17 protein-coding genes and 1 pseudogene are annotated in these 18,630 nt (G+C 56.9%); 10 read left to right on the top strand and 8 right to left on the bottom strand.

The features are described from left to right. Window positions 1-64: 64 nt before the first annotated feature. From ACMGGW_RS12710 to yebF, 3 genes are all read left to right on the top strand, one after another. Window positions 65-388: a YebG family protein gene (locus ACMGGW_RS12710; protein WP_197832270.1), complete on the top strand. Its 324-nt coding sequence runs from the start codon at window positions 65-67 to the stop codon at window positions 386-388. A gap of 39 nt (window positions 389-427) precedes the next feature. Then, window positions 428-736, top strand: a complete 309-nt coding sequence (gene yqfB, locus ACMGGW_RS12705; RefSeq protein ID WP_004927562.1) for a N(4)-acetylcytidine aminohydrolase — start codon at window positions 428-430, stop codon at window positions 734-736. A 70-nt stretch (window positions 737-806) separates the two neighbouring features. Then, window positions 807-1,166: a protein YebF gene (yebF, locus tag ACMGGW_RS12700; protein WP_060433258.1), complete on the top strand. Its 360-nt coding sequence runs from the start codon at window positions 807-809 to the stop codon at window positions 1,164-1,166. A gap of 56 nt (window positions 1,167-1,222) precedes the next feature. Here the strand turns inward: yebF and ACMGGW_RS12695 are convergent, their stop codons facing one another. From ACMGGW_RS12695 to mdtH, 5 genes are all read right to left on the bottom strand, one after another. After that, window positions 1,223-1,786 (bottom strand): lipoprotein, encoded by a 564-nt coding sequence (locus ACMGGW_RS12695; RefSeq protein ID WP_025303147.1) that lies wholly within the window; start codon window positions 1,784-1,786, stop codon window positions 1,223-1,225. A 152-nt stretch (window positions 1,787-1,938) separates the two neighbouring features. Further along, window positions 1,939-3,579 carry an AarF/UbiB family protein gene (locus ACMGGW_RS12690; protein WP_197832269.1) on the bottom strand — a complete coding sequence of 547 codons (1,641 nt, stop codon included), beginning with the start codon at window positions 3,577-3,579 and terminating at the stop codon, window positions 1,939-1,941. Between the two features lie 34 nt (window positions 3,580-3,613). Further along, window positions 3,614-4,261 carry a glutaredoxin 2 gene (gene grxB / locus ACMGGW_RS12685; RefSeq protein WP_197832268.1) on the bottom strand — a complete coding sequence of 216 codons (648 nt, stop codon included), beginning with the start codon at window positions 4,259-4,261 and terminating at the stop codon, window positions 3,614-3,616. 127 nt (window positions 4,262-4,388) lie between these two features. Next, window positions 4,389-4,637: a hypothetical protein gene (locus tag ACMGGW_RS12680; protein WP_043143592.1), complete on the bottom strand. Its 249-nt coding sequence runs from the start codon at window positions 4,635-4,637 to the stop codon at window positions 4,389-4,391. A 73-nt stretch (window positions 4,638-4,710) separates the two neighbouring features. Beyond that, window positions 4,711-5,916 carry a multidrug efflux MFS transporter MdtH gene (gene mdtH, locus ACMGGW_RS12675; protein ID WP_025303143.1) on the bottom strand — a complete coding sequence of 402 codons (1,206 nt, stop codon included), beginning with the start codon at window positions 5,914-5,916 and terminating at the stop codon, window positions 4,711-4,713. A 345-nt stretch (window positions 5,917-6,261) separates the two neighbouring features. On the opposite strand from mdtH, the gene rimJ reads away from it, so the two are divergent. The 5 genes and pseudogenes from rimJ to ACMGGW_RS12650 all read left to right on the top strand — a co-directional run bounded on the left by rimJ (window position 6,262) and on the right by ACMGGW_RS12650 (window position 11,409). Beyond that, window positions 6,262-6,846, top strand: a complete 585-nt coding sequence (rimJ, locus tag ACMGGW_RS12670) for a ribosomal protein S5-alanine N-acetyltransferase (RefSeq protein ID WP_025303142.1) — start codon at window positions 6,262-6,264, stop codon at window positions 6,844-6,846. A gap of 9 nt (window positions 6,847-6,855) precedes the next feature. Further along, a complete protein-coding gene (locus ACMGGW_RS12665) occupies window positions 6,856-7,503 on the top strand; it encodes a YceH family protein (protein ID WP_025303141.1) in 648 nt (215 codons plus the stop codon). Continuing rightward, complete coding sequence (locus ACMGGW_RS12660; protein WP_043143598.1) at window positions 7,496-8,416, top strand: Gfo/Idh/MocA family protein; 921 nt, start codon at window positions 7,496-7,498, stop codon at window positions 8,414-8,416. The genes ACMGGW_RS12665 and ACMGGW_RS12660 overlap by 8 nt, the downstream gene beginning before the upstream one ends. A 106-nt stretch (window positions 8,417-8,522) precedes the next feature. Beyond that, window positions 8,523-10,058, top strand: coding sequence for a murein biosynthesis integral membrane protein MurJ (gene murJ / locus ACMGGW_RS12655; RefSeq protein ID WP_043143599.1), 1,536 nt, complete (start codon window positions 8,523-8,525; stop codon window positions 10,056-10,058). A gap of 105 nt (window positions 10,059-10,163) precedes the next feature. Continuing rightward, window positions 10,164-11,409 (top strand): annotated as a pseudogene (locus ACMGGW_RS12650) (IS3 family transposase). Window positions 11,410-11,425: 16 nt separating this feature from the next. On the opposite strand, the gene argS reads toward ACMGGW_RS12650, so the two are convergent. After that, window positions 11,426-13,156 carry an arginine--tRNA ligase gene (gene argS / locus ACMGGW_RS12645; RefSeq protein WP_025303138.1) on the bottom strand — a complete coding sequence of 577 codons (1,731 nt, stop codon included), beginning with the start codon at window positions 13,154-13,156 and terminating at the stop codon, window positions 11,426-11,428. Window positions 13,157-13,986: 830 nt separating this feature from the next. Here argS and ACMGGW_RS12640 point away from each other — a divergent pair. Further along, window positions 13,987-14,553 carry a VOC family protein gene (locus ACMGGW_RS12640; RefSeq protein ID WP_025303137.1) on the top strand — a complete coding sequence of 189 codons (567 nt, stop codon included), beginning with the start codon at window positions 13,987-13,989 and terminating at the stop codon, window positions 14,551-14,553. On the opposite strand, the gene ACMGGW_RS12635 is transcribed toward ACMGGW_RS12640, so the two are convergent. After that, on the bottom strand, window positions 14,550-15,698 hold the full coding sequence (locus ACMGGW_RS12635) for a PatB family C-S lyase (RefSeq protein WP_197832081.1): 1,149 nt from the start codon (window positions 15,696-15,698) through the stop codon (window positions 14,550-14,552). The genes ACMGGW_RS12640 and ACMGGW_RS12635 overlap by 4 nt on opposite strands. Window positions 15,699-15,799: 101 nt before the next feature. On the opposite strand from ACMGGW_RS12635, the gene cutC reads away from it, so the two are divergent. Beyond that, on the top strand, window positions 15,800-16,558 hold the full coding sequence (cutC, locus tag ACMGGW_RS12630) for a copper homeostasis protein CutC (RefSeq protein ID WP_043143046.1): 759 nt from the start codon (window positions 15,800-15,802) through the stop codon (window positions 16,556-16,558). Between the two features lie 131 nt (window positions 16,559-16,689). Here cutC and ACMGGW_RS12625 read toward each other — a convergent pair whose 3' ends face one another. Continuing rightward, a complete protein-coding gene (locus ACMGGW_RS12625) occupies window positions 16,690-18,510 on the bottom strand; it encodes a hypothetical protein (RefSeq protein WP_060447816.1) in 1,821 nt (606 codons plus the stop codon). Window positions 18,511-18,630 lie beyond the last annotated feature (120 nt).

The raw sequence follows: 18,630 nt of genomic DNA, 5'->3' as shown, positions 1-18,630 counted from the left end.
TTCCCGCCACGATCTATTTATACTGTACATAATTACAGTAATTTGAGTTTTTGAGGACGCACGCATGGCGGTTGAAGTTAAATATGTGGTGGTGAGAAACGGTGAGGAAAAAATGACTTTCGCGAGCAAGAAAGAAGCCGACGCCTACGACAAAATGCTGGACCTGGCGGACAATCTCGGGGAGTGGCTGCAGCAGGCGCCGCTGAACCTGGATGACGAACAGCGCGAAGGGCTGAGCTTCTTCCTGGCGGAAAACAAGGATGCGCTGGGCCTGATTCTGCGCGGCGCATCGCCGGTGGAAACCCTCAAAAAACCGGCGGAAAGCAAAGCGAAAAAAGCGACATCTAACCCAAAAGAGGGATCTGCGTCAGAAAAGCAAGCAGCATAATGACTTATGTTGCGGTGTTGTGATGAAAAAGGATCTAAAATGAGCCGTGAAATAACTTTCTTCAGCCGCTTTGAGCAAGACATTCTGGCCGGGCGTAAAACCATCACCATTCGGGATGCCAGTGAGTCGCACTTCGAACCGGGCGAGGTATTGCGCGTAAGCCGCAATGAAGACGGCGTCTTTTTCTGTTTTATCGAAGTGCTGTCGGTAACGCCGGTGCGCCTGGATGCGCTGACCGAACGCCACGCACAGCAGGAAAACATGTCGCTCGGCGAACTGAAGCAGGTGATCAAGGAAATCTATCCGGGCCTGGATGCGCTGTTTGTCATCGAGTTCGTCAAACGGTAACTCTTTGCCGAAACCCTGTTGTGAGCCAGGGATGGGCGCCCGGATAGCGCTAATCACAACGGGAGGACATATGAAAAAAATGGGTTTGGCTATCGCCTTGTTGGCCATGATGGGAGCATCAACCGCGGTGTGGGCGCAGGATCACGAGCAACGCACCGCCAAGGTGGGGCAGTGTGCAGGCCTGCAGCCGGCGGATATCGCCGCCCAGGTCAAGCGCGACTTCTTGCAGAACCGCATCACGCGTTGGGAGGCGGACAAAAAACTGCTGGGCACCGCAACCCCGATCGCCTGGGTGAGCCCGGATGCCATCACCGGCAAGGATCAGGTGTGGCAGGTACCGTTGACGGTGCGTGGCACCAAGGCAGATAAAACCTACAACGTGACGCTCAACTGCAACACCGGCGAAATCGCCTACAGCGCGCCGCAGTAATACTGTTTTGCAATAAAAAGCCCGCCTGGTGGCGGGCTTGATGCATCAAGACGAGGTCAGTCGCTGAACGGGATCACCAACTCACCCGGCTTCACTTCCAACCCCTTCGCCAGTTTTTTCGCCAGCGCTTCGGTTTTGCTGTTGTCAGGATTTAGCACATAAGCCGGCTTTTGGTCGAAGTAAGACTTCAGTGACTGGTTAAGATACGGCGTCAGCGCTTTCATTACCGTCTGCATTTTTTCCGGCTGCACGCTGTAATCAGTCAGCTCCATGTCCTTCAGGAAAATGGCGCCCTGCGCCCGGTCGTAAACCGGCTGCGCCTTCAGCGTCAGCTTCAGATCCGCGGTTTGCGGGCCGAGAATCGACGTGATATTGACCTTGGCGTCGCCGGAAAGGGTAACTTTACCCGGTTCGCTGCGGCCGATTTGGCTTTGCAGCTGAGTCAGCACGATATTGGCGTCCACCAAGCCGGGCACGCCGATCTGCTTCTGATAGTCGTTGTGTTTCTGCAGGTAATCATTCACTTCCTGCTCGCTCAGGGTGTACTGGGTCAGTTGATTGCAACCGGCCAATACGCCGGCGAACAGCAGGGCGGCTGCGCCCATCAGGATCTTCTTCATTAATGCCTCATTGCGACTGCTGGCGAAAAGTGCTGCAGATAATTGATTAATCATTATAAACGTTCCGCCTGCGCGTGAAAACGACAGGCGGCGATGTGCAAAGGATAGTGCGCGCAAAAGCGGGTGAGACCTATCGGATAACGCCGAAAGCATCAGCGCCGCAATCGTAGCGCCAAGAGAATTACGCCGGCCACGCAGGCCGCGCTCCCCAACAGCGGGAACAGCGGGATGCCCCACAGCCGCAGCGAAGAATGCATCAGATAAGGCGCCAGGCCCAGAGCAAAAGCGGCGGTGACGATGGCGATAGCCAGCGTGACGGCGGCGCGTTCCAGCGCTTTGCTCAATTGGCCGAGGTTCTTGACGTTGATCTCGGCATTGAGCTGCCCCCGCTTCAGGCGACGTACCAACAACCGCAGGGTTTGCGGCAGCTCCTCTCCGGCGTCGAGCGCTTCCCCGCCCAGGGCCAACAACCGCTGGTGCACGGCGTCGGGGGCATAGCGCTGCAGCACCGTTTGTTGCAGCATCGGCTTGAGCGTGGCGACGATGTCGAAGGCCGGATCCAATCGGTGCAGCACGCCGTCGGCGGTGATTAACGCCTTGAACAGCAGCACCAGATCGGGCGGCAGCGCCAGCTGGTGTTCACGCGCCATCACCAGCAGGTCGGTCAAGGCTTTGCCCAGCGTCAGGGTGGCGGCGGCCTGTTTGTCGAGAAAGTTTTGCGCCGCCAACTCCAGATCCAGCAGGTCCAACGGTTCGCTGTCCGACCAGGCGATCAGCGTGTTAACGATGCCTTCGGATTGGCGATCGGCGATGGCCTGCAGCAGCAGGAGCAACTGGTTGCGCCGCCGCTCGGACAGCTGGCCCACCATACCGAAGTCGATAAAACCGACGCGGTCACCGCTCAGCGCCATGACGTTGCCGGGGTGGGGATCGGCGTGATACAGCCGATGCTCCAGCACCATGCTCATAAAGGCGCGGGCGCCGCGTTGCGCCAGCAGCGGGCCGTCAAAGCCTGCCGCCGCCAATTGCTGAGGGTTCTCCGGCGCGGTACCGGGCAAGTATTCCTGCACTAACAGACGCGGAGACGACCATTGCCAATAGATTTTCGGCACGACCACGTCGGGTTCTCGTGCAAACATCTTGGCGACGCGATCGCAGTTATGCCCTTCGTGAGTCAAATCCAGCTCGTGATTGAGCGCCGTCGCCAGCGCTCGGACCATCTGCCGCGGCCGATAGCGTGCCAGCGTGGGGCTCTGCTGCTCCACGGTTTCCGCCAGCGAGGCCAGCAGCCGCAGATCGGCGTGGATGGTTTTCGCCAGGCCGGGCCGCAGCACTTTCACCACCACCTGTTCGCCACTGTGCAAGCGGGCGCGGTAAATTTGCGCCATCGACGCTGCCGCCAGCGGCGTGCGATCGAACTCGGCAAACAGGTGCTCGGGCTCGCCCCCCAGATCGGCAACGATCTGCGGCGCCAGTGTCTCCCATGGCAATACCGCCGCTTGGCTGTGCAGGCGATCCAGTTCGTCGGTCCAGGCCGGATCCAGGAGGTCAGAACGCGTGGCCAGGATCTGACCGAATTTGACGAAGGTGGGGCCCAGCGCCTCGAGCGCCTCCCGCAGCCGTTCAGGCAGGGTCTGTGTGTCCTGCAGGGCGGGCTCGCCGCGGACACCGCGCAGCAATGCCCCCAGGCCCAGCAAGCGCAGAACGTCTTGCAGACCATAACGAATCAGAACGGAGGTAATTTCCTTCAGCCGCGCCCGATCGCGAGCGGTGGCGAGCACCATTTTCAACATCAATACGCCATGTCCTTTTTGTGACTCTCGAACGTTATTGTTCCATATCCAGTAGCAACGGCACCTCGCTGCGTTGCGCCATGCGGTTGCGGTAGGCTTCCACGTTATCCGGCAGCGCAACCCCGGCGACGATCGACAACGAGCGTAGCAGCGGGAACAGGTGAATGTCGTCCTCGGACAGCTCGCCGTTCACCGCGTCAGTGGAGACGATCAGCGGTGACAGGGTTTGCAGATCGGCCTCCAACTGGGCGATCAGATCGGCGCTGTTGGCGAGATGTTCGGCGAAATCTCCGATTGACGCCTGTTTTTTATCGATAAAGTACTGGCGCGCACTGGCGGTGGCAAACTCTTCGAAATCGGCATGCGCAATACGCGGCAGCAGCAATTTTGCGCTGTAGCTGCCGGCCCGCTGCAGCCATTCGGCGATAGCCGGGTTGGTGCGGCCGGTCAGGACCGGCTTGCCGTCCAACCCATCGACATGGCGTACGATATCCAGGCTTTCCGGCATCGCTTCACCGTTGTCTTTAATCAGAATCGGCACCATTTTTTTGCCGATCAGGTTGAACGGGGTCGTCTCATCGTCGTTGAGCAACGTGACCAGGCGAATCGGCAAACGTTTCAGGCCGAAAATCATGCGGGCTTTAACGCAGAATGGGCAATGATCGTAAATGAACAGTTTCATGCTTGCTCCGGGTTGTCAGGTTTTAACAGCAATAGTTACCACAGCTTATCGAGGCTGTCTTGACGTGCGTGTGTTGGATGGTGCGTTATTGCGATATTGCCCGCGCACCGGCACGGGCTAGAGGGCGTTATTTCTTGGCCGGTACCGAGTTGAGCACATCGATCAGGTGAATGCGAGCTTCTTCGAGGTCGATTCTGTCACGTTCGTTGGCGGCGGTGACGACCTGCAGCTGCTTGATAATATCGTCCTTCAGGCCGGCGTCGCTGGCGAGGATGTGGGCCAGTGCTTTTTCCACTAGGGTGGAACGCGCATAAATCATGCGCAAGTTCAGTATCATATGTTCGAGTAGTTGCGGTAATTTTGCTTCTTCGCTCATGCCGACGGGCTCCTGTGGGTGTTTTTACTAACAGGATAGCAGCTGTTGCCGATTCGGCCGGATTTCTATGGCGTTAACCGCCGCGCAGCATCATCGGGGCGCTGCGTCGTGGGCTGAACTGCCAGTACAGCGCCAGCAGCGTAGCGAAGCCTACTGCCCCAAGCAGCAACCAGGGCAGCTCCGGCATGTTCATCGTGCGTCCGGTATCGTACATCCAGCCGCCGCCGGTGTAACCCAACGCGCCACCCAGCGCCAGGCCAAGGCGACTGAAGCCCATATAGCTGCCGCGTGCACGCGGATCCGCCAGCGAAGCGCTTAGCGTTTCGCGCGCCGGCTCGGCGATAATCGATCCCAGATAGAAGCAGCAGATCAGTGTGAACACCCCCTGCAGGCTGGTGGCGAGGCCAATCGGCAACAGGCTGAGCGTCATTAGCAACAGGCCCGCCATCAGGCGCTGCTCAAGCCGGAAGTGTTTTTCTCCCCAACGCGCCAACGGATAGAGCAGCGACAATGACAGCGCCGCTTCAATCGCATACATCCATTTTACTGCCGCCGGTGAACCGGCGATTTCGTTGACCACGATCGGCAGCATCAGCATCACCTGTACCGCCAGCATATAGTAACCGGTCAGCGTCAGGACATAGGTGAGGAAGCGGCGATCGCGCAGTACCCGCAACATGCCTTCCTTCATCGGTATACGCACGGTAGAGATGCGGTAAGCCGGCAGTAGCCAAGCGTTCCAGCCAGCGGCGAGCACGAAGATCGCCGCCCCAACCCAGCAGACAAAGTGGAAATCGTACTGCAGCAGCCAACTGCCGATCAGCGCGCCGACCACCGCCCCCGCGCTGTCCTGCATCATCAGCAGCGAGAAAAAACGGCCGCGTTCATGCGGGCGGGTCAACTTGATTACCAAAGCGGTGCGCGGCGGATCGAATAACGTGCCGCCGAGGGCGGACAGCGCGCAGGAGAACCACAGGATCCAAGGCTCATCCGCCATCGCCATGGTAGCGAAACCGGCGGCGCGCAGCAGCATGCCGGTGACGATCATCGGCTTGGCGCCGAAGCGATCGGCGATGGCGCCGCCAAAGATGCCGAGCCCTTGTTGCAGCAGCTGACGCAAACCCAGCGCGATGCCGACGATCAGCGCCGCCCACCCTAATTGATCGACAAAGCGGATCGAAATAAGCGGGAACACGACAAAGAAGCCTAAAACCACCAGCAGGTTGTCGAGCAACAGAAAATATTTACCCAAGCTGCGCGCTTGCGACACCAGAGACATGCATCACCATGAGCAATTAAGAGAGAGGGGAAGGCAACCCCACCATTCTCTACCCAATTGCCAGACGGCGACAGGGGCGGAGTAGATAATATTTTTTTATCGTCAAGGTGTTACCTGCGCTGCAAAATGGGCGGAAAAACGCCGTAAAACGCGTGTTCGGCGATTTACTGAGCGACCGGGATTTTACCTCGGGGGCGGGCTACGGTTATATTGAATGCAGGGAAGTGCGGTTCTGAGGCGCTATTGGCTAAATAAAGTCATGGCATTAGATCGGCGCCGGATAATTCACCATGCGACTTCCCAATAAATACTTCTTATCGAACCGTTTTGACTGCGGGGGAAATGATGTTCGGCTACCGCTCTGCATCGCCAAAAGTACGTCTTACTACCGACCGGATGGTGGTCCGTTTAGTGCATGAACGGGACGCCTATCGTCTGGCGGACTATTATGCCGAGAACCGGACCTTTCTCAAACCCTGGGAGCCGGTGCGCGATGAAAGCCACTGTTATCCGTCCGGCTGGCAGGCGCGCCTGGGGATGATCGCTGAAATGCAAAAGCAGGGCAGCGCCTACTATTTTATCCTGCTCGATCCGGAAGAGCAGGAAGTGCGCGGTGTGGCGAACTTCAGTAACGTGTTGCGCGGTTCGTTTCACGCCTGTTTCCTCGGCTATTCGCTGGGGGAGAAATGGCAGGGGCAAGGGCTGATGTTCGAAGCCTTGCAGTCCGCCATCCGCTATATGCTGCGCCAACAGCGCATGCACCGCATCATGGCCAACTATATGCCGCACAACCAGCGCAGCGGCGCATTGCTGACGCGTCTGGGATTCGAACGCGAAGGTTACGCCAAGGATTACCTGCTGATCGATGGCCAGTGGCAAGACCACGTTTTGACGGCATACACCAATAAAGAGTGGCTCCCCCCACGTTGAGGCCAAACGATGAAATATGAATTGAACGCCAAAGAGGCCCGGGTCATCGGCTGCCTGTTGGAAAAACAGGTGACGACGCCGGACCAATACCCGCTTTCGCTTAACGCCATTACCCTGGCCTGTAACCAAAAGACCAACCGCGAGCCGGTGATGGATCTGAGCGAGAGTGAGGTGCAGCAACTCCTCGATCTGTTGCTGCGCAAACATTTCCTGCGCACCCTCAGCGGATTCGGCAATCGGGTAGTGAAATACGAGCAGCGGTTTTGCAATTCCGAGTTTGGCCAGCTGAAACTTTCACCCGCCGAACTGGCGGTGATCGCCACTTTGTTGCTGCGCGGTGCGCAAACACCGGGCGAGCTACGCACCCGCACCAATCGGATGCACGAGTTCAGCGATGTCAGCGAGGTCGAGCAGGTGCTGCAACAGCTGGCCACGCGGGAAGATGGCCCGTTCGTGGTGCGCCTGGCTCGTGAGCCGGGCAAGCGCGAAAGCCGGTTCATGCATCTGTTCAGCGGCCAGATTGATGAAGCGCCGCCGGCGGCGTTCGAATCCGAGGAAGACAGCGAACTGAGCGCCAGGGTCAGCGCATTGGAAAACGAAGTGGCGGAGCTGAAACGGCAGCTGCAACACCTGTTGGCGAGGGATGCGAATGACTAAATTACGAGTAGGCGTGGTGGGATTGGGCAGTATCGCGCAGAAGGCTTACCTGCCAATCCTCGGCCAAGCGGCGGATTGGACGCTGGTGGGCGGTTTTTCGCCCAATCAGCAAAAAGCGCAGCCGCTGTGCGACAGCTACCGCATGGCCTGTTTCTCCCGGCTGGACAGCCTGGCCGAACAGTGCGACGCCGTATTTGTCCACAGCAGCACCGCCAGCCATTTTTCGGTCATTGGCGAGCTGCTAAACCGCGGCGTGCACGTTTACGTCGATAAGCCGCTGGCGGAAACGCTGGAGCAGGGCGAGCAGCTGCTCGAGTTGGCCGAGCGGCGAGGCAAAACGCTGATGGTGGGGTTCAACCGCCGTTTCGCGCCGCTTTACCGGCAGCTCAAGCTGGAAATGAACCAGCCGGCCTCTATCCGTATGGATAAACATCGGGCGGACAGCGTAGGTCCGCACGATCTGCGTTTTACCCTATTGGATGATTACCTGCACGTGGTAGACACTGCGCTGTGGCTGGCGGGCGGACGCGAGCAACTGTTGAGCGGCAGCTTACGGGCCAGCGCCGCAGGCGAAATGCTGTACGCCGAGCACCACTTCGCCTGCGGCGACACGCAGGTGACGACCAGTATGCATCGCCGCGGTGGCAGCCAGCGCGAAAGCGTGCAGGCGGTGACCGACGGCGCGCTGTATCAGTTGACCGATATGCGCCACTGGCTGCGTGAAGATGTACAGGGTGAGTTGGAACAGCCGGTGCCGGGTTGGCAAAGCACGCTGGTGCAACGCGGCTTCGACGGGGCGGTACGGCATTTCCTTGATGCCGTCGCCAACCAGAGCGCGCCGGAAACCGGCGGCGAACAGGCGCTGGTCGCCCAGCGGGTGGTCGAGCGTTTGCTGCGGGATAACTCTATGTAACATATGGCGGTAGCTATTCTTTTCCGGATGCGTAAACTGAGCCGATTGTTTCACTGACGCCTGCTGTTGCAGGCGTTGATATTTACGGTACCTATCAGACAACCACATGAACCTACTCAAATCCTTGGCTGCCGTCAGCTCGATGACGATGTTTTCGCGGGTGTTGGGCTTTGCCCGCGATGCGATCGTCGCGCGCGTGTTCGGGGCCGGCATGGCAACGGACGCCTTCTTCGTGGCGTTCAAACTCCCTAATCTGCTGCGCCGTATCTTTGCCGAAGGCGCGTTTTCGCAGGCCTTCGTGCCGATCCTGGCCGAATACAAGAGCCAGCAGGGTGAAGAAGCGACGCGCACCTTTATCGCCTATGTCTCCGGGCTGTTGACGCTGGTGCTGGCGGTGGTGACGGTGTTGGGGATGCTGGCCGCGCCCTGGGTGATCTACATTACTGCGCCGGGCTTTACCGACACGCCCGACAAATTTGCGTTGACCTCGGCGCTGCTGCGCATCACGTTCCCCTACATTTTGTTGATCTCACTGGCGTCGCTGGTGGGGGCTATTCTCAATACCTGGAACCGCTTCTCGATCCCGGCCTTTGCCCCCACGTTGCTTAACGTCAGCATGATCGGCTTCGCGCTGTTCGCCGCCCCGTATTTCCACCCGCCGGTGCTGGCGCTGGCCTGGGCGGTGGTGGTGGGCGGCGTGCTGCAGCTGGGTTATCAGCTGCCGCACCTGCGCAAGATCGGCATGCTGGTATTGCCGCGCCTCAAACTGGGTGATGCCGGGGTCTGGCGCGTGATGCGCCAGATGGGGCCGGCGATCCTCGGGGTGTCGGTCAGCCAAATCTCGCTGATCATCAACACCATTTTCGCTTCGTTCCTGGTGTCCGGCTCGGTGTCCTGGATGTACTACGCTGACCGCCTGATGGAGTTTCCGTCCGGCGTGTTGGGCGTGGCGTTGGGCACCATCCTGCTGCCGTCGCTGGCCAAAAGCTTCTCAAGCGGCAACCACGACGAGTATTCGCGCCTGATGGATTGGGGGCTGCGCCTGTGCTTCCTGCTGGCGTTGCCGAGCGCCATCGCGCTGGGTATTTTGGCCAAGCCGTTGACCGTCTCGTTATTCCAGTACGGCAAGTTCAGCGCCTTTGACGCAGCGATGACGCAACGCGCGTTGGTGGCGTACTCGGTAGGGCTGATGGGGCTGATCGTGGTTAAAGTGTTGGCGCCAGGCTTCTATTCGCGGCAGGACATTAAAACGCCGGTCAAGATCGCCATCATCACGCTCATCATGACACAGGTGATGAACCTGGCGTTTATTGGTCCGCTTAAGCATGCCGGTCTGGCGCTGTCGATCGGTTTGGCGGCCTGCCTGAACGCCACGTTGTTGTATTGGCAGCTGCGCAAGCAGAAGATCTTCCAGCCACAGCCGGGTTGGGCACTGTTCCTCACCAAGCTGGTGATCGCCGTGCTGGTGATGTCGGCGGTGCTGATTGGTGTGATGTGGCTGATGCCGGCCTGGGATCAGGGCAATATGCTGGAGCGTTTGCTGCGCTTGGCGGCGGTGGTCGTGGCCGGCGTGGTGGCCTACTTCGGCGTGCTGGCCGGGTTGGGTTTCCGCCCGCGTGATTTTGCGCGCCGCGTCGCCTGAGCCGAATGCAAGAATAAAAAAGGTCGCCTTGGCGACCTTTTTGCTTTCCGCTGACCCGTCCTGAATAGCGTTGACACATTTTACTCACGCACAGAGGAAAATGTGATGAACCAGTATATTAAACGCACACAACGCGATTACTCTCTATCCTTTAAACTGGCTGTCGTCGAATAGGTCGAAAAAGGCGAGATGACATACCGCCAGGCGCAAGATCGCTACGGTATCCAGGGCAGCCAGACTGTTATGAACTGGCTGCGCAAATACGGTCAACTTGACTGGCGAACTTCTCCTTCCACCAGAACGTGCGGAGACAACATGCCCAAACTCCCCCTGACGCCCGAACAGCGTATTAAAGAACTTGAGCAGCAACTGGCTGAATCTGAAGTCAAAGCCCAGTTCTTCGAAGCTGTCGTCAAAGTGATGAACACCGACTTTGGCGCCACGCTGACAAAAAAGCAGCTAACCGCCTTATCGCGCAAACACAAGTACCGGGACTCACAGTAACGCGGGCCTGCCGATGGATGGGCATCAGCCGACAAGCGTGGTATCAGTCCCTGCAGCGTGAAGCAGGCAAAGAGGAGCAGGCCCGGCATCTCGTCGAACAGGTGACGGCCATCCGCTTGCACCAACCCCGACTGGGGACACGTAAGCTGCATCACCTGTTGCGGCAACACCCCGAACCGGCGTTGCATGTGGGCCGTGACCGGCTGTTCAGTATCCTGCGCTGCGCGCGGTTACTGGTGATGCCTAAACGGGCATATCACAAGACGACGCACAGCCATCATCGTTTTTATCGCCATCCCAACCTGCTAAAAGCGGGAGACAATCAAGTAATAGCCAGCCGTCCGGAACAGGTATGGGTGGCGGATATCACCTACCTGCCGCTGAGAACGGGGACGGCGTATGTCAGCCTGGTAACGGATGCCTGGTCGAGAAAAATCGTGGGATATCACGTGCATGACAGTCTGCATACCCGGCATGTCGCCTGCGCGTTCAAAATGGCACTGGCCGGCAGACGCACGGCGTTGCCGTTGGTGCATCACTCGGACAGGGGTATCCAGTACTGCTCGCAGGAATATCAGGCGTTACATCAGCAGTATGGCGTCATCTGCTCGATGACGGACGGGTATGACTGTTATCAGAACGCGCTGGCGGAACGGATAAACGGGATACTCAAAACGGAATACCTGCTCGGCAGGCCAGAAGATATCGCGCAGGCAAGAAAGATGGTCAGGGAGTCGGTGAACCTCTACAACACGCGGCGGCCGCACTTGTCACTGAAATACAAAACGCCCGATGAGGTTCATCGGGCGTTATCCGGTTGAAAAGTGTCAACCTATATCAGGACTAGTCACGCGCAGTGCGGTTTACATACGTTCGACGGTTTCGATGCCGAGCGTGTCCAGACCCGTTTTCAGCGTTTTAGAGGTCAGCAGCGCCAGCTTCAGGCGGCTCTGACGCGCTTCTTCGCTGTCGGCGTTGAGGATCTGGCAGTGCTCGTAGAAACCGGAGAACAAGCCCGCCAGATCGTACAGGTAGCTGCACATGACGTGCGGCGTGCCTTCACGTGCAACGGTGGTGAGCACCTCTTCGAACTGCAGCAGGCGAGTGGCCAGTGCAATTTCACGCTCTTCGGTCAGTGTCAGCGGCAGCGTCAGGCTGCTTTCGTCGATCCCGGCGCGTTTGAATACCGATGCCACGCGGGTATAGGCGTATTGCATATAAGGCGCGGTATTGCCTTCGAAGGCCAGCATGTTATCCCAGTCGAAAACATAGTCGGTGGTGCGGCTTTTCGACAGATCGGCGTATTTCACCGCGCCGATGCCGACCACGCGGGCCACGGTCTTCATTTCCTCTTCCGGCATGTCCGGGTTTTTGCCGGCGATCAGCTGTTCGGCGCGTTCGATGGCCTCATCCAGCAGATCGGAGAGCTTCACGGTGCCGCCTGAGCGGGTTTTGAACGGCTTGCCGTCTTTGCCCAGCATCATGCCGAACATGTGGTGTTCCAGCGAGACGGACTCAGGCACGTAACCGGCTTTGCGCACGATGGTCCAGGCCTGCATCAGGTGCTGATGCTGGCGGGAGTCGATGTAATACAGCACGCGGTTGGCGCCCAGGGTCTCGTAGCGATATTTGGCGCAGGCGATATCGGTGGTGGTGTAGAGGTAGCCGCCATCCTTTTTCTGGATGATGACGCCCATCGGGTCGCCGTCCTTGTTCTTGTATTCGTCGAGGAACACCACGGTGGCGCCTTCGCTTTCCACCGCCAGCCCTTTGGCTTTCAGATCGGCGACGATGCCCGGCAGCATCGCGTTATACAGGCTTTCGCCCATCACGTCGTCTTCGGTCAGCGTGACGTTCAGGCGGTTATAGGTCAGCTGGTTTTGCGCCATGGTGATGTCGACCAGCTTGCGCCACATTTTCAGGCAGTACTGATCGCCGCCCTGTAGCTTCACGACGTAAGCGCGCGCGCGCTCGGCGAACTCGGCGTCTTCGTCGTAATGTTTCTTGGCTTCGCGGTAAAACTGCTCGAGATCGGACAGGCCCATATCGCTGGCGTTTTCATTCTGCATTTTTTCCAGGTAGGCAATCAGCATGCCGAACTGGGTGCCCCAGTCGCCGACGTGGTTGGCGCGGATCACTTTGTGGCCCAGAAACTCCTGGGTACGTGCCGCGGCGTCGCCGATGATGGTGGAGCGCAGATGGCCGACGTGCATCTCTTTCGCCACGTTCGGCGCAGAGTAGTCGATAACGATGGTTTGCGGTTCAACCGGGGCAATGCCCAGCTTCGGTGCATTCAGCACCTGGTCGGCCTGGCGGGCGACCCAGTCGCTGTTCAGGAAAATGTTGATAAAGCCGGGACCGGCGATTTCCACTTTACTGGCGACATCGCCGAGATCCAGCAGTTGCACCACTTTTTCCGCCAGCTGACGGGGCGGCATGCCCAGCTTTTTGGCGACTGACATCACACCGTTGGCCTGGTAATCACCAAACTGCGCCTTGGCGGAAGGGCGGACCTGCGCTTCGCAATCGGCTGGCGCACCAGCGGCGATCAGCGCCTGGCTGACTTTATCTGAAAGAAGAACCTGAATATTCACCGGGTTACCTTAATGACGAACGAGGAGCTGAAGCCAGCCCCTGCGGAATTCAACGGTGGCGGGCGCGACGGGCGACCTCCACAAAACAGCCTGCCATTGTAACCGATCTGACGGAGCCCGTCAGCAGTTGGCGCGGCCGCTGCGATGAAACAGTTGCCGGGTGCGGCGCGTAGAATGCCTGAAGGTGAAAAGCAGAATGACCTGACCAGAATGTACGGAGGGGAAAGTTATGAGGCTAACGCTTTTTATTGTGACGCCTGGCATCCAGCGTGTTGGTACTGCGTGATTTAAAATGACGGTAGATGGCGTATACGGCGATAATTATCAACACCAAGGATATCGTCAGCAATAACATAATGGTCATCTCGAATTTAAATTTTCTCCAAAGTAGCTGAGTTGCGTTGGTGAATCAATTACCTAGATTAAAATTAAGATAATCCTTAGTTTTTTATTAATTATTCTAATTTTATTGTCTTTGTTTACAATGGGTTGATTGTTGTTTTTTTATGGATTTGATAAGTGGCTAAAGTGTGATTAAGTGAAGCGATTCAATCGGTTTAACCCGTGAATCACGAATGGTTTTGTGAAAAATAACTTAAATCATAACGTCATGATGAAGGGTTATAATGGCTTGCGAAAATTCTTAATTTTTATTTTTCTGTTGACTTGATAAGCTGCCTTCTTAATAAAAAGTTGGTTTTTTGCTCTCTCCGCACGCAACCGAAAATCATTCTGAATGACTGCTGAAAACCCTCTCAACGCTGGCGAGCGCTGTCGCCACCGTGTAAATTACGGCGTTTAACTTTGTGCTCCGTTGTTTTGAGGTTCCTATGACCACTCCCTTGCAGGCCATTGCCGAGCTTGACGATCTGAAGCTCGACCTGCCGCGTTTCGAGCAGGCGTTGCAACAATTTGCCGCCAGATTGCGGCTTGATCTGTCTGCCTTTATCGCCGATCACATCTCCCTGCGTTGTCACCAGAACGCTACCGCCGAACGCTGGCGCCAGGGATTGATGCAGTGTGGGACACTGCTGTCCGAATCGATGATCAACGGGCGGCCTATCTGTTTGTTTGATTTACAGCAGCCGCTGGCCGTGGGGCCGTGGCGCATAGATTGCGTTGAGCTGCCGTACCCCGGGGAGAAACGCTATCCGCATGAAGGGTGGGAACATGTCGAATTGGTGCTCAGCGGCGATCCGCAGACGCTGCATGCACGGGCGTTGAGTCACCTTGCTGATGAAGCGTTGTTGGCGCCGGGGATCAAGCTGAAGCAAAGTTCGCCAAAAGGCGAAGGCGAACGGCTGCCGAACCCGACGCTGGCCATCACCGATGGAACGGTTACGATCAAGTTTCATCCTTATTCCATTAGAGACATCGTCGCCAGCGAACAAGGCTAGCCAGCCAGTGCCGCACAGGCTTGCGCCATGCGATCGAGCGCTTCATTGAGCAGGGCCCGCCGGCAACCGAAGTTCAGCCGTACAAAGCGCCGATCGCCGAAATCCAAACCGGCGCTTAACCCAACGCCTGCGCGCTCGAAGAACTGATGCGGGTTATCCACCGGCAAAGCGCTGCAGTCGATCCAGGCCAAATAGGTGGCTTCGATCGGTAACAACGTCAATCCCGGCATAGCGTTGATGCGCTCTGTCAACCGATCGCGATTGGCGCGCAGATAAATTAACTGCTCATCCAGCCAGGGTTGCCCGTATTGATAGGCCGCCTGGGCGGCGACCAGCGCCAGCAGATTAACCTCCGGGACAATGCCGCTGCGTGCGCGTTTCAGCTTTTGTCTCAACGCTTCGTTGGGGACGATCGCCATCGAGGCGCCGAGCCCGGCGAGATTGAATGTCTTAGACGGTGACATCAGCGTCACGCTGCGTTGGGCCGCATCTTCATTCAGGGTGGCGAAAGGGATGTGTCGCACGCCGGGTTCAAGTAGCAGCTCGCAGTGGATTTCATCGGAGCAGACGATTAAATCGTGCTCGCGAGCGAACTGATGGTGCTGCAACAGTTCATCCCGGCGATAAACGGTGCCTCCGGGATTTTGCGGGTTGCACAGCAGCAGGAGCTTCTCATTGCCGCTGAGCCGATCATGCATCGCGGAAAAATCCAGCACCCAACGTTGGCCTGCCGCCGTTAGCGGCACCGAGAGGTGTTTACGCCCCGCGAATTTGGCCGCTTTGCGAAACGGCGGATAAATGGGGGAGGGAGCCAGCGTGCTCTGATGTTCTTCGGTGCAGGCGTGCACGCACAGGTTCAGGCCACACACCAACCCAGGCAGGAAAATGATCCATTCAGGCTTGATGTGCCAGCCGTAGCGCTCTACCATGCGGCGGATAAAAACCTCAAGAAGATCAGGGGATGGGTGGGTGTAGCCGAATACGCCGTGCGCTACGCGCCGCTGCAAGGCTTCTATCACCGCCGGCGACGAGGCGAAATCGCTGTCGGCGACCCAAAGCGGGAGGATGTCGCGGCCGCGATATTTATCCCACTTAACGCTGTCACTGTGACTGCGGTCTACCCATTGATCAAAATTGAATGCCATAGTTACAACCCTGAACCGGTTTATGCCTATGCATGAGCCTACGTGAGAAATGAAGAAATGAACAATTGCCGCCGTATGTTGGCCGTTATCTGGGGGTGACAATGATAAAACTGGAAGTTTGTTGCTTTAGCGTCGACTGTGCGCTGACGGCCGAACGGGCGGGCGCCGATCGCATCGAGTTGTGCGCCAGCCAGAGCGAAGGGGGATTGACGCCGAGCTATGGCACGCTGCGTCTGGCGCGCGAGCGGGTTGCGATCCCGGTGCATCCGATCGTTCGCCCTCGCGGTGGTGATTTTTGCTACGGCGCGGTGGATTTCGAGGTGATCAAGCAAGATATCCGCCACATCCGCGAGATGGGATTCCCCGGCGTAGTGGTAGGCATGTTGGACGAAGAAGGGCACATCGATCTGCCGCGCATGCGCGAAGTGATGAGGCTGTGCGAGGGGATGGCGGTGACGTTCCACCGCGCGTTCGACATGTGCCAGAATCCGATGGTGGCGCTGGAGCAACTGACTGAGCTGGGCGTGGCGCGCATTCTGACCTCCGGCCAACAGCAGAGCGCCGAACTTGGCCTGCCGTTGCTGCGTGATTTGCGTCAGGCCAGCCAGGGCCCGGTGATCATGGCGGGTGCCGGTGTGCGCCTCAGCAATCTGCACAAGTTCGTCGATATCGGCCTGCATGAACTGCACAGCTCTTCCGGCCATCTAGCGCCGTCGACCATGCGTTATCGCAAGGCGGGTGTCACCATGTGCTCCGATAACGAGTTTGACGAATTTAGCCATTATTGCGTGGATGGCGAAATGGTGGAGGCGATGAAAAACGCGCTGGCCTTGGTTGATCCCCTGGCGCAAAGCGCATAAACACGCAGCTAACCGTGTTTGATAACCGGTTTCCGGGCCGTAAGACCCCTTTGCGTGTCACCGAGCCCTCGGCGATCACGCAAGTACCAGGCCCCGGCGTTTTGCCGGGGCTTTTTTTATTTTGCGGATGATTAGTGCTGTGCATCGGGCGAGAAGTTGAAGACTTCGCCCGGAGTAATGCCGCAGTTTAAAACGCGCACCGCATTATTGCCACTTCCGGGATTGACCAGGATATCGTGGATAGTGCGATTGTTGTTCATGACAAAACGCGCGTAGTAGAGGTTGCCGATGCGTATCCAGGGAATAGCTTCATTGCTCTCGACAGTGTCGGTATAATTATCGTTGTACGAGCGGGCCCAAATGCCAGTCGAAGCTTGCGCGGTAGATTGATCGCCGATAGAGGATGCGATGGCCCAGAATGTTCTCAATCCCATGCTCCGATGAATACGTTGACCCAAACCTTTATAAGCCGGGTTGTCTCCATTGGCGGTCAGGATATTGCTATCCGCCGTCAGATTCCCGTCAATAAACCAGCCAACAGGCTGTTTGTCAGCACCGATGGCGATCATGTTGCTGTTCGTCAAACAATTTAGCGGAGCCGCATGTAGCTGATAGCTGCGTTGCGCAATGCTCAGTGTGCCTCTAAGAATGTTGTAACCCGCTTCATTGTTCAGACTGCCGTTCGTCCACATTGGCATGACGGTGTTGCTGAATGAAAGTTGATACCCGCCGTTCGCTTCGAAGCGAATGGCCTGAGGGGAGAGTGAACCCTTCGGTCCATTAGCGGTAGCGAAGTTAACATTGCTGATTTGCACTGGGGTGATATTTGATTGGCCAGTAGACTTTCTTAATACCAGGAACCCTCCAACGGTATCACCATAGTCATTAATATAAGAACCGTTGGCGATTTGAATATTGGCGGAGGAATCCGAGTCGATATCAATTCCGGTACCATTTCTGTCTGCCATGAAATTGCTCAGGCTAAGGCCGCCTAAATAGGAGGTTCCTTGTGTTGTAGTTTTGATAAAGATCTTTTTGCCATAAGAGAACACATTCACCATAAACGTATTGTCGTGGCGATCGAGATTGAAAGCACAAGAACCGGCTACGGCGATAGAGGCAGTCACCGCGTTTTCTGTCGGGCGCACGACGTTGGCATTGACGTGAACATTGGTAAATCTGTTGATGTCCCTGCTTTCATAAACCCTGTAGTCGCAGCGTACTGCCCAACCGTAGATATTCTCAAAGCTGTTGGCTTCTCCACGAGCTTCAACAAAATCATAGGCGCCTACATAACGGCAGTTGGCGACTGACAGAGCGCCGGTTGCGGTAATGGTGGCTCCGTATGGAACAAACGCCTCAGGCTGGGTGGCAGTATATTTCTGATCTGGATAGAGGAACGACCAACCATCAAAGACAACGTTCTTATCGCAGGCGAAACAAACCGTACCTGCCGGCTTTTTGATGATGAAAGCACTATCGTCAGCAAGGCCTGCCCGATTAGGGCCATTGTTTGTAAGACTTGCAGGGCCTTGAGCAATACCGCGGCGGGATCCTCTGACTGTGACGCCATTTGCGACGTTGATAGGTTGAGTGCTGGTCAGCAGATATTGAGCATTTTCCGAAGCATAGACCACTTTGTTTTTTAAACTCGCGGCATAGTTTAATGTCGCGCTGATTGCTGCGTCAGAGGCGGAAGTGCCACTAGGATCGGCACCGAAGTGATCGAAAGTCAGTTTCTGATCCAGTCGTTTCCAACGCGCTCCTCCCGTTGTAACCACCACGGTACCGTTATTGTCCGCACTGGTTGTATCCGTTTTCGCATAATAGAATTCGCCGCCTCCGGTGAAGTGTCCAGCGGTATGAGAAACTAAAAAGACAATCTGGTCATCTGTAACTGGCGTCAGATTACGCAATTCACTGATGTTATTAACACTAATCATATTGTTCATGAAATTTCTCCTGTTGGTTGGCAACACTATTCTCAATCAGGCTGGACGTTTCAAAAAGTCGATGAGGTTTGCTGGGTGCTGATACAGCGTGAAGTTCAGGTCGCGAAAAGTGGAGCATGG

The sequence above is a fragment of the Serratia sp. BNK-4 genome, assembly GCF_048685115.1.
GTDB classification, from domain to species: Bacteria; Pseudomonadota; Gammaproteobacteria; order Enterobacterales; family Enterobacteriaceae; genus Serratia; species Serratia bockelmannii.
Note: the sequence above shows the minus strand (reverse complement) of the source record. Positions and strands in the feature narration are given on the sequence as shown.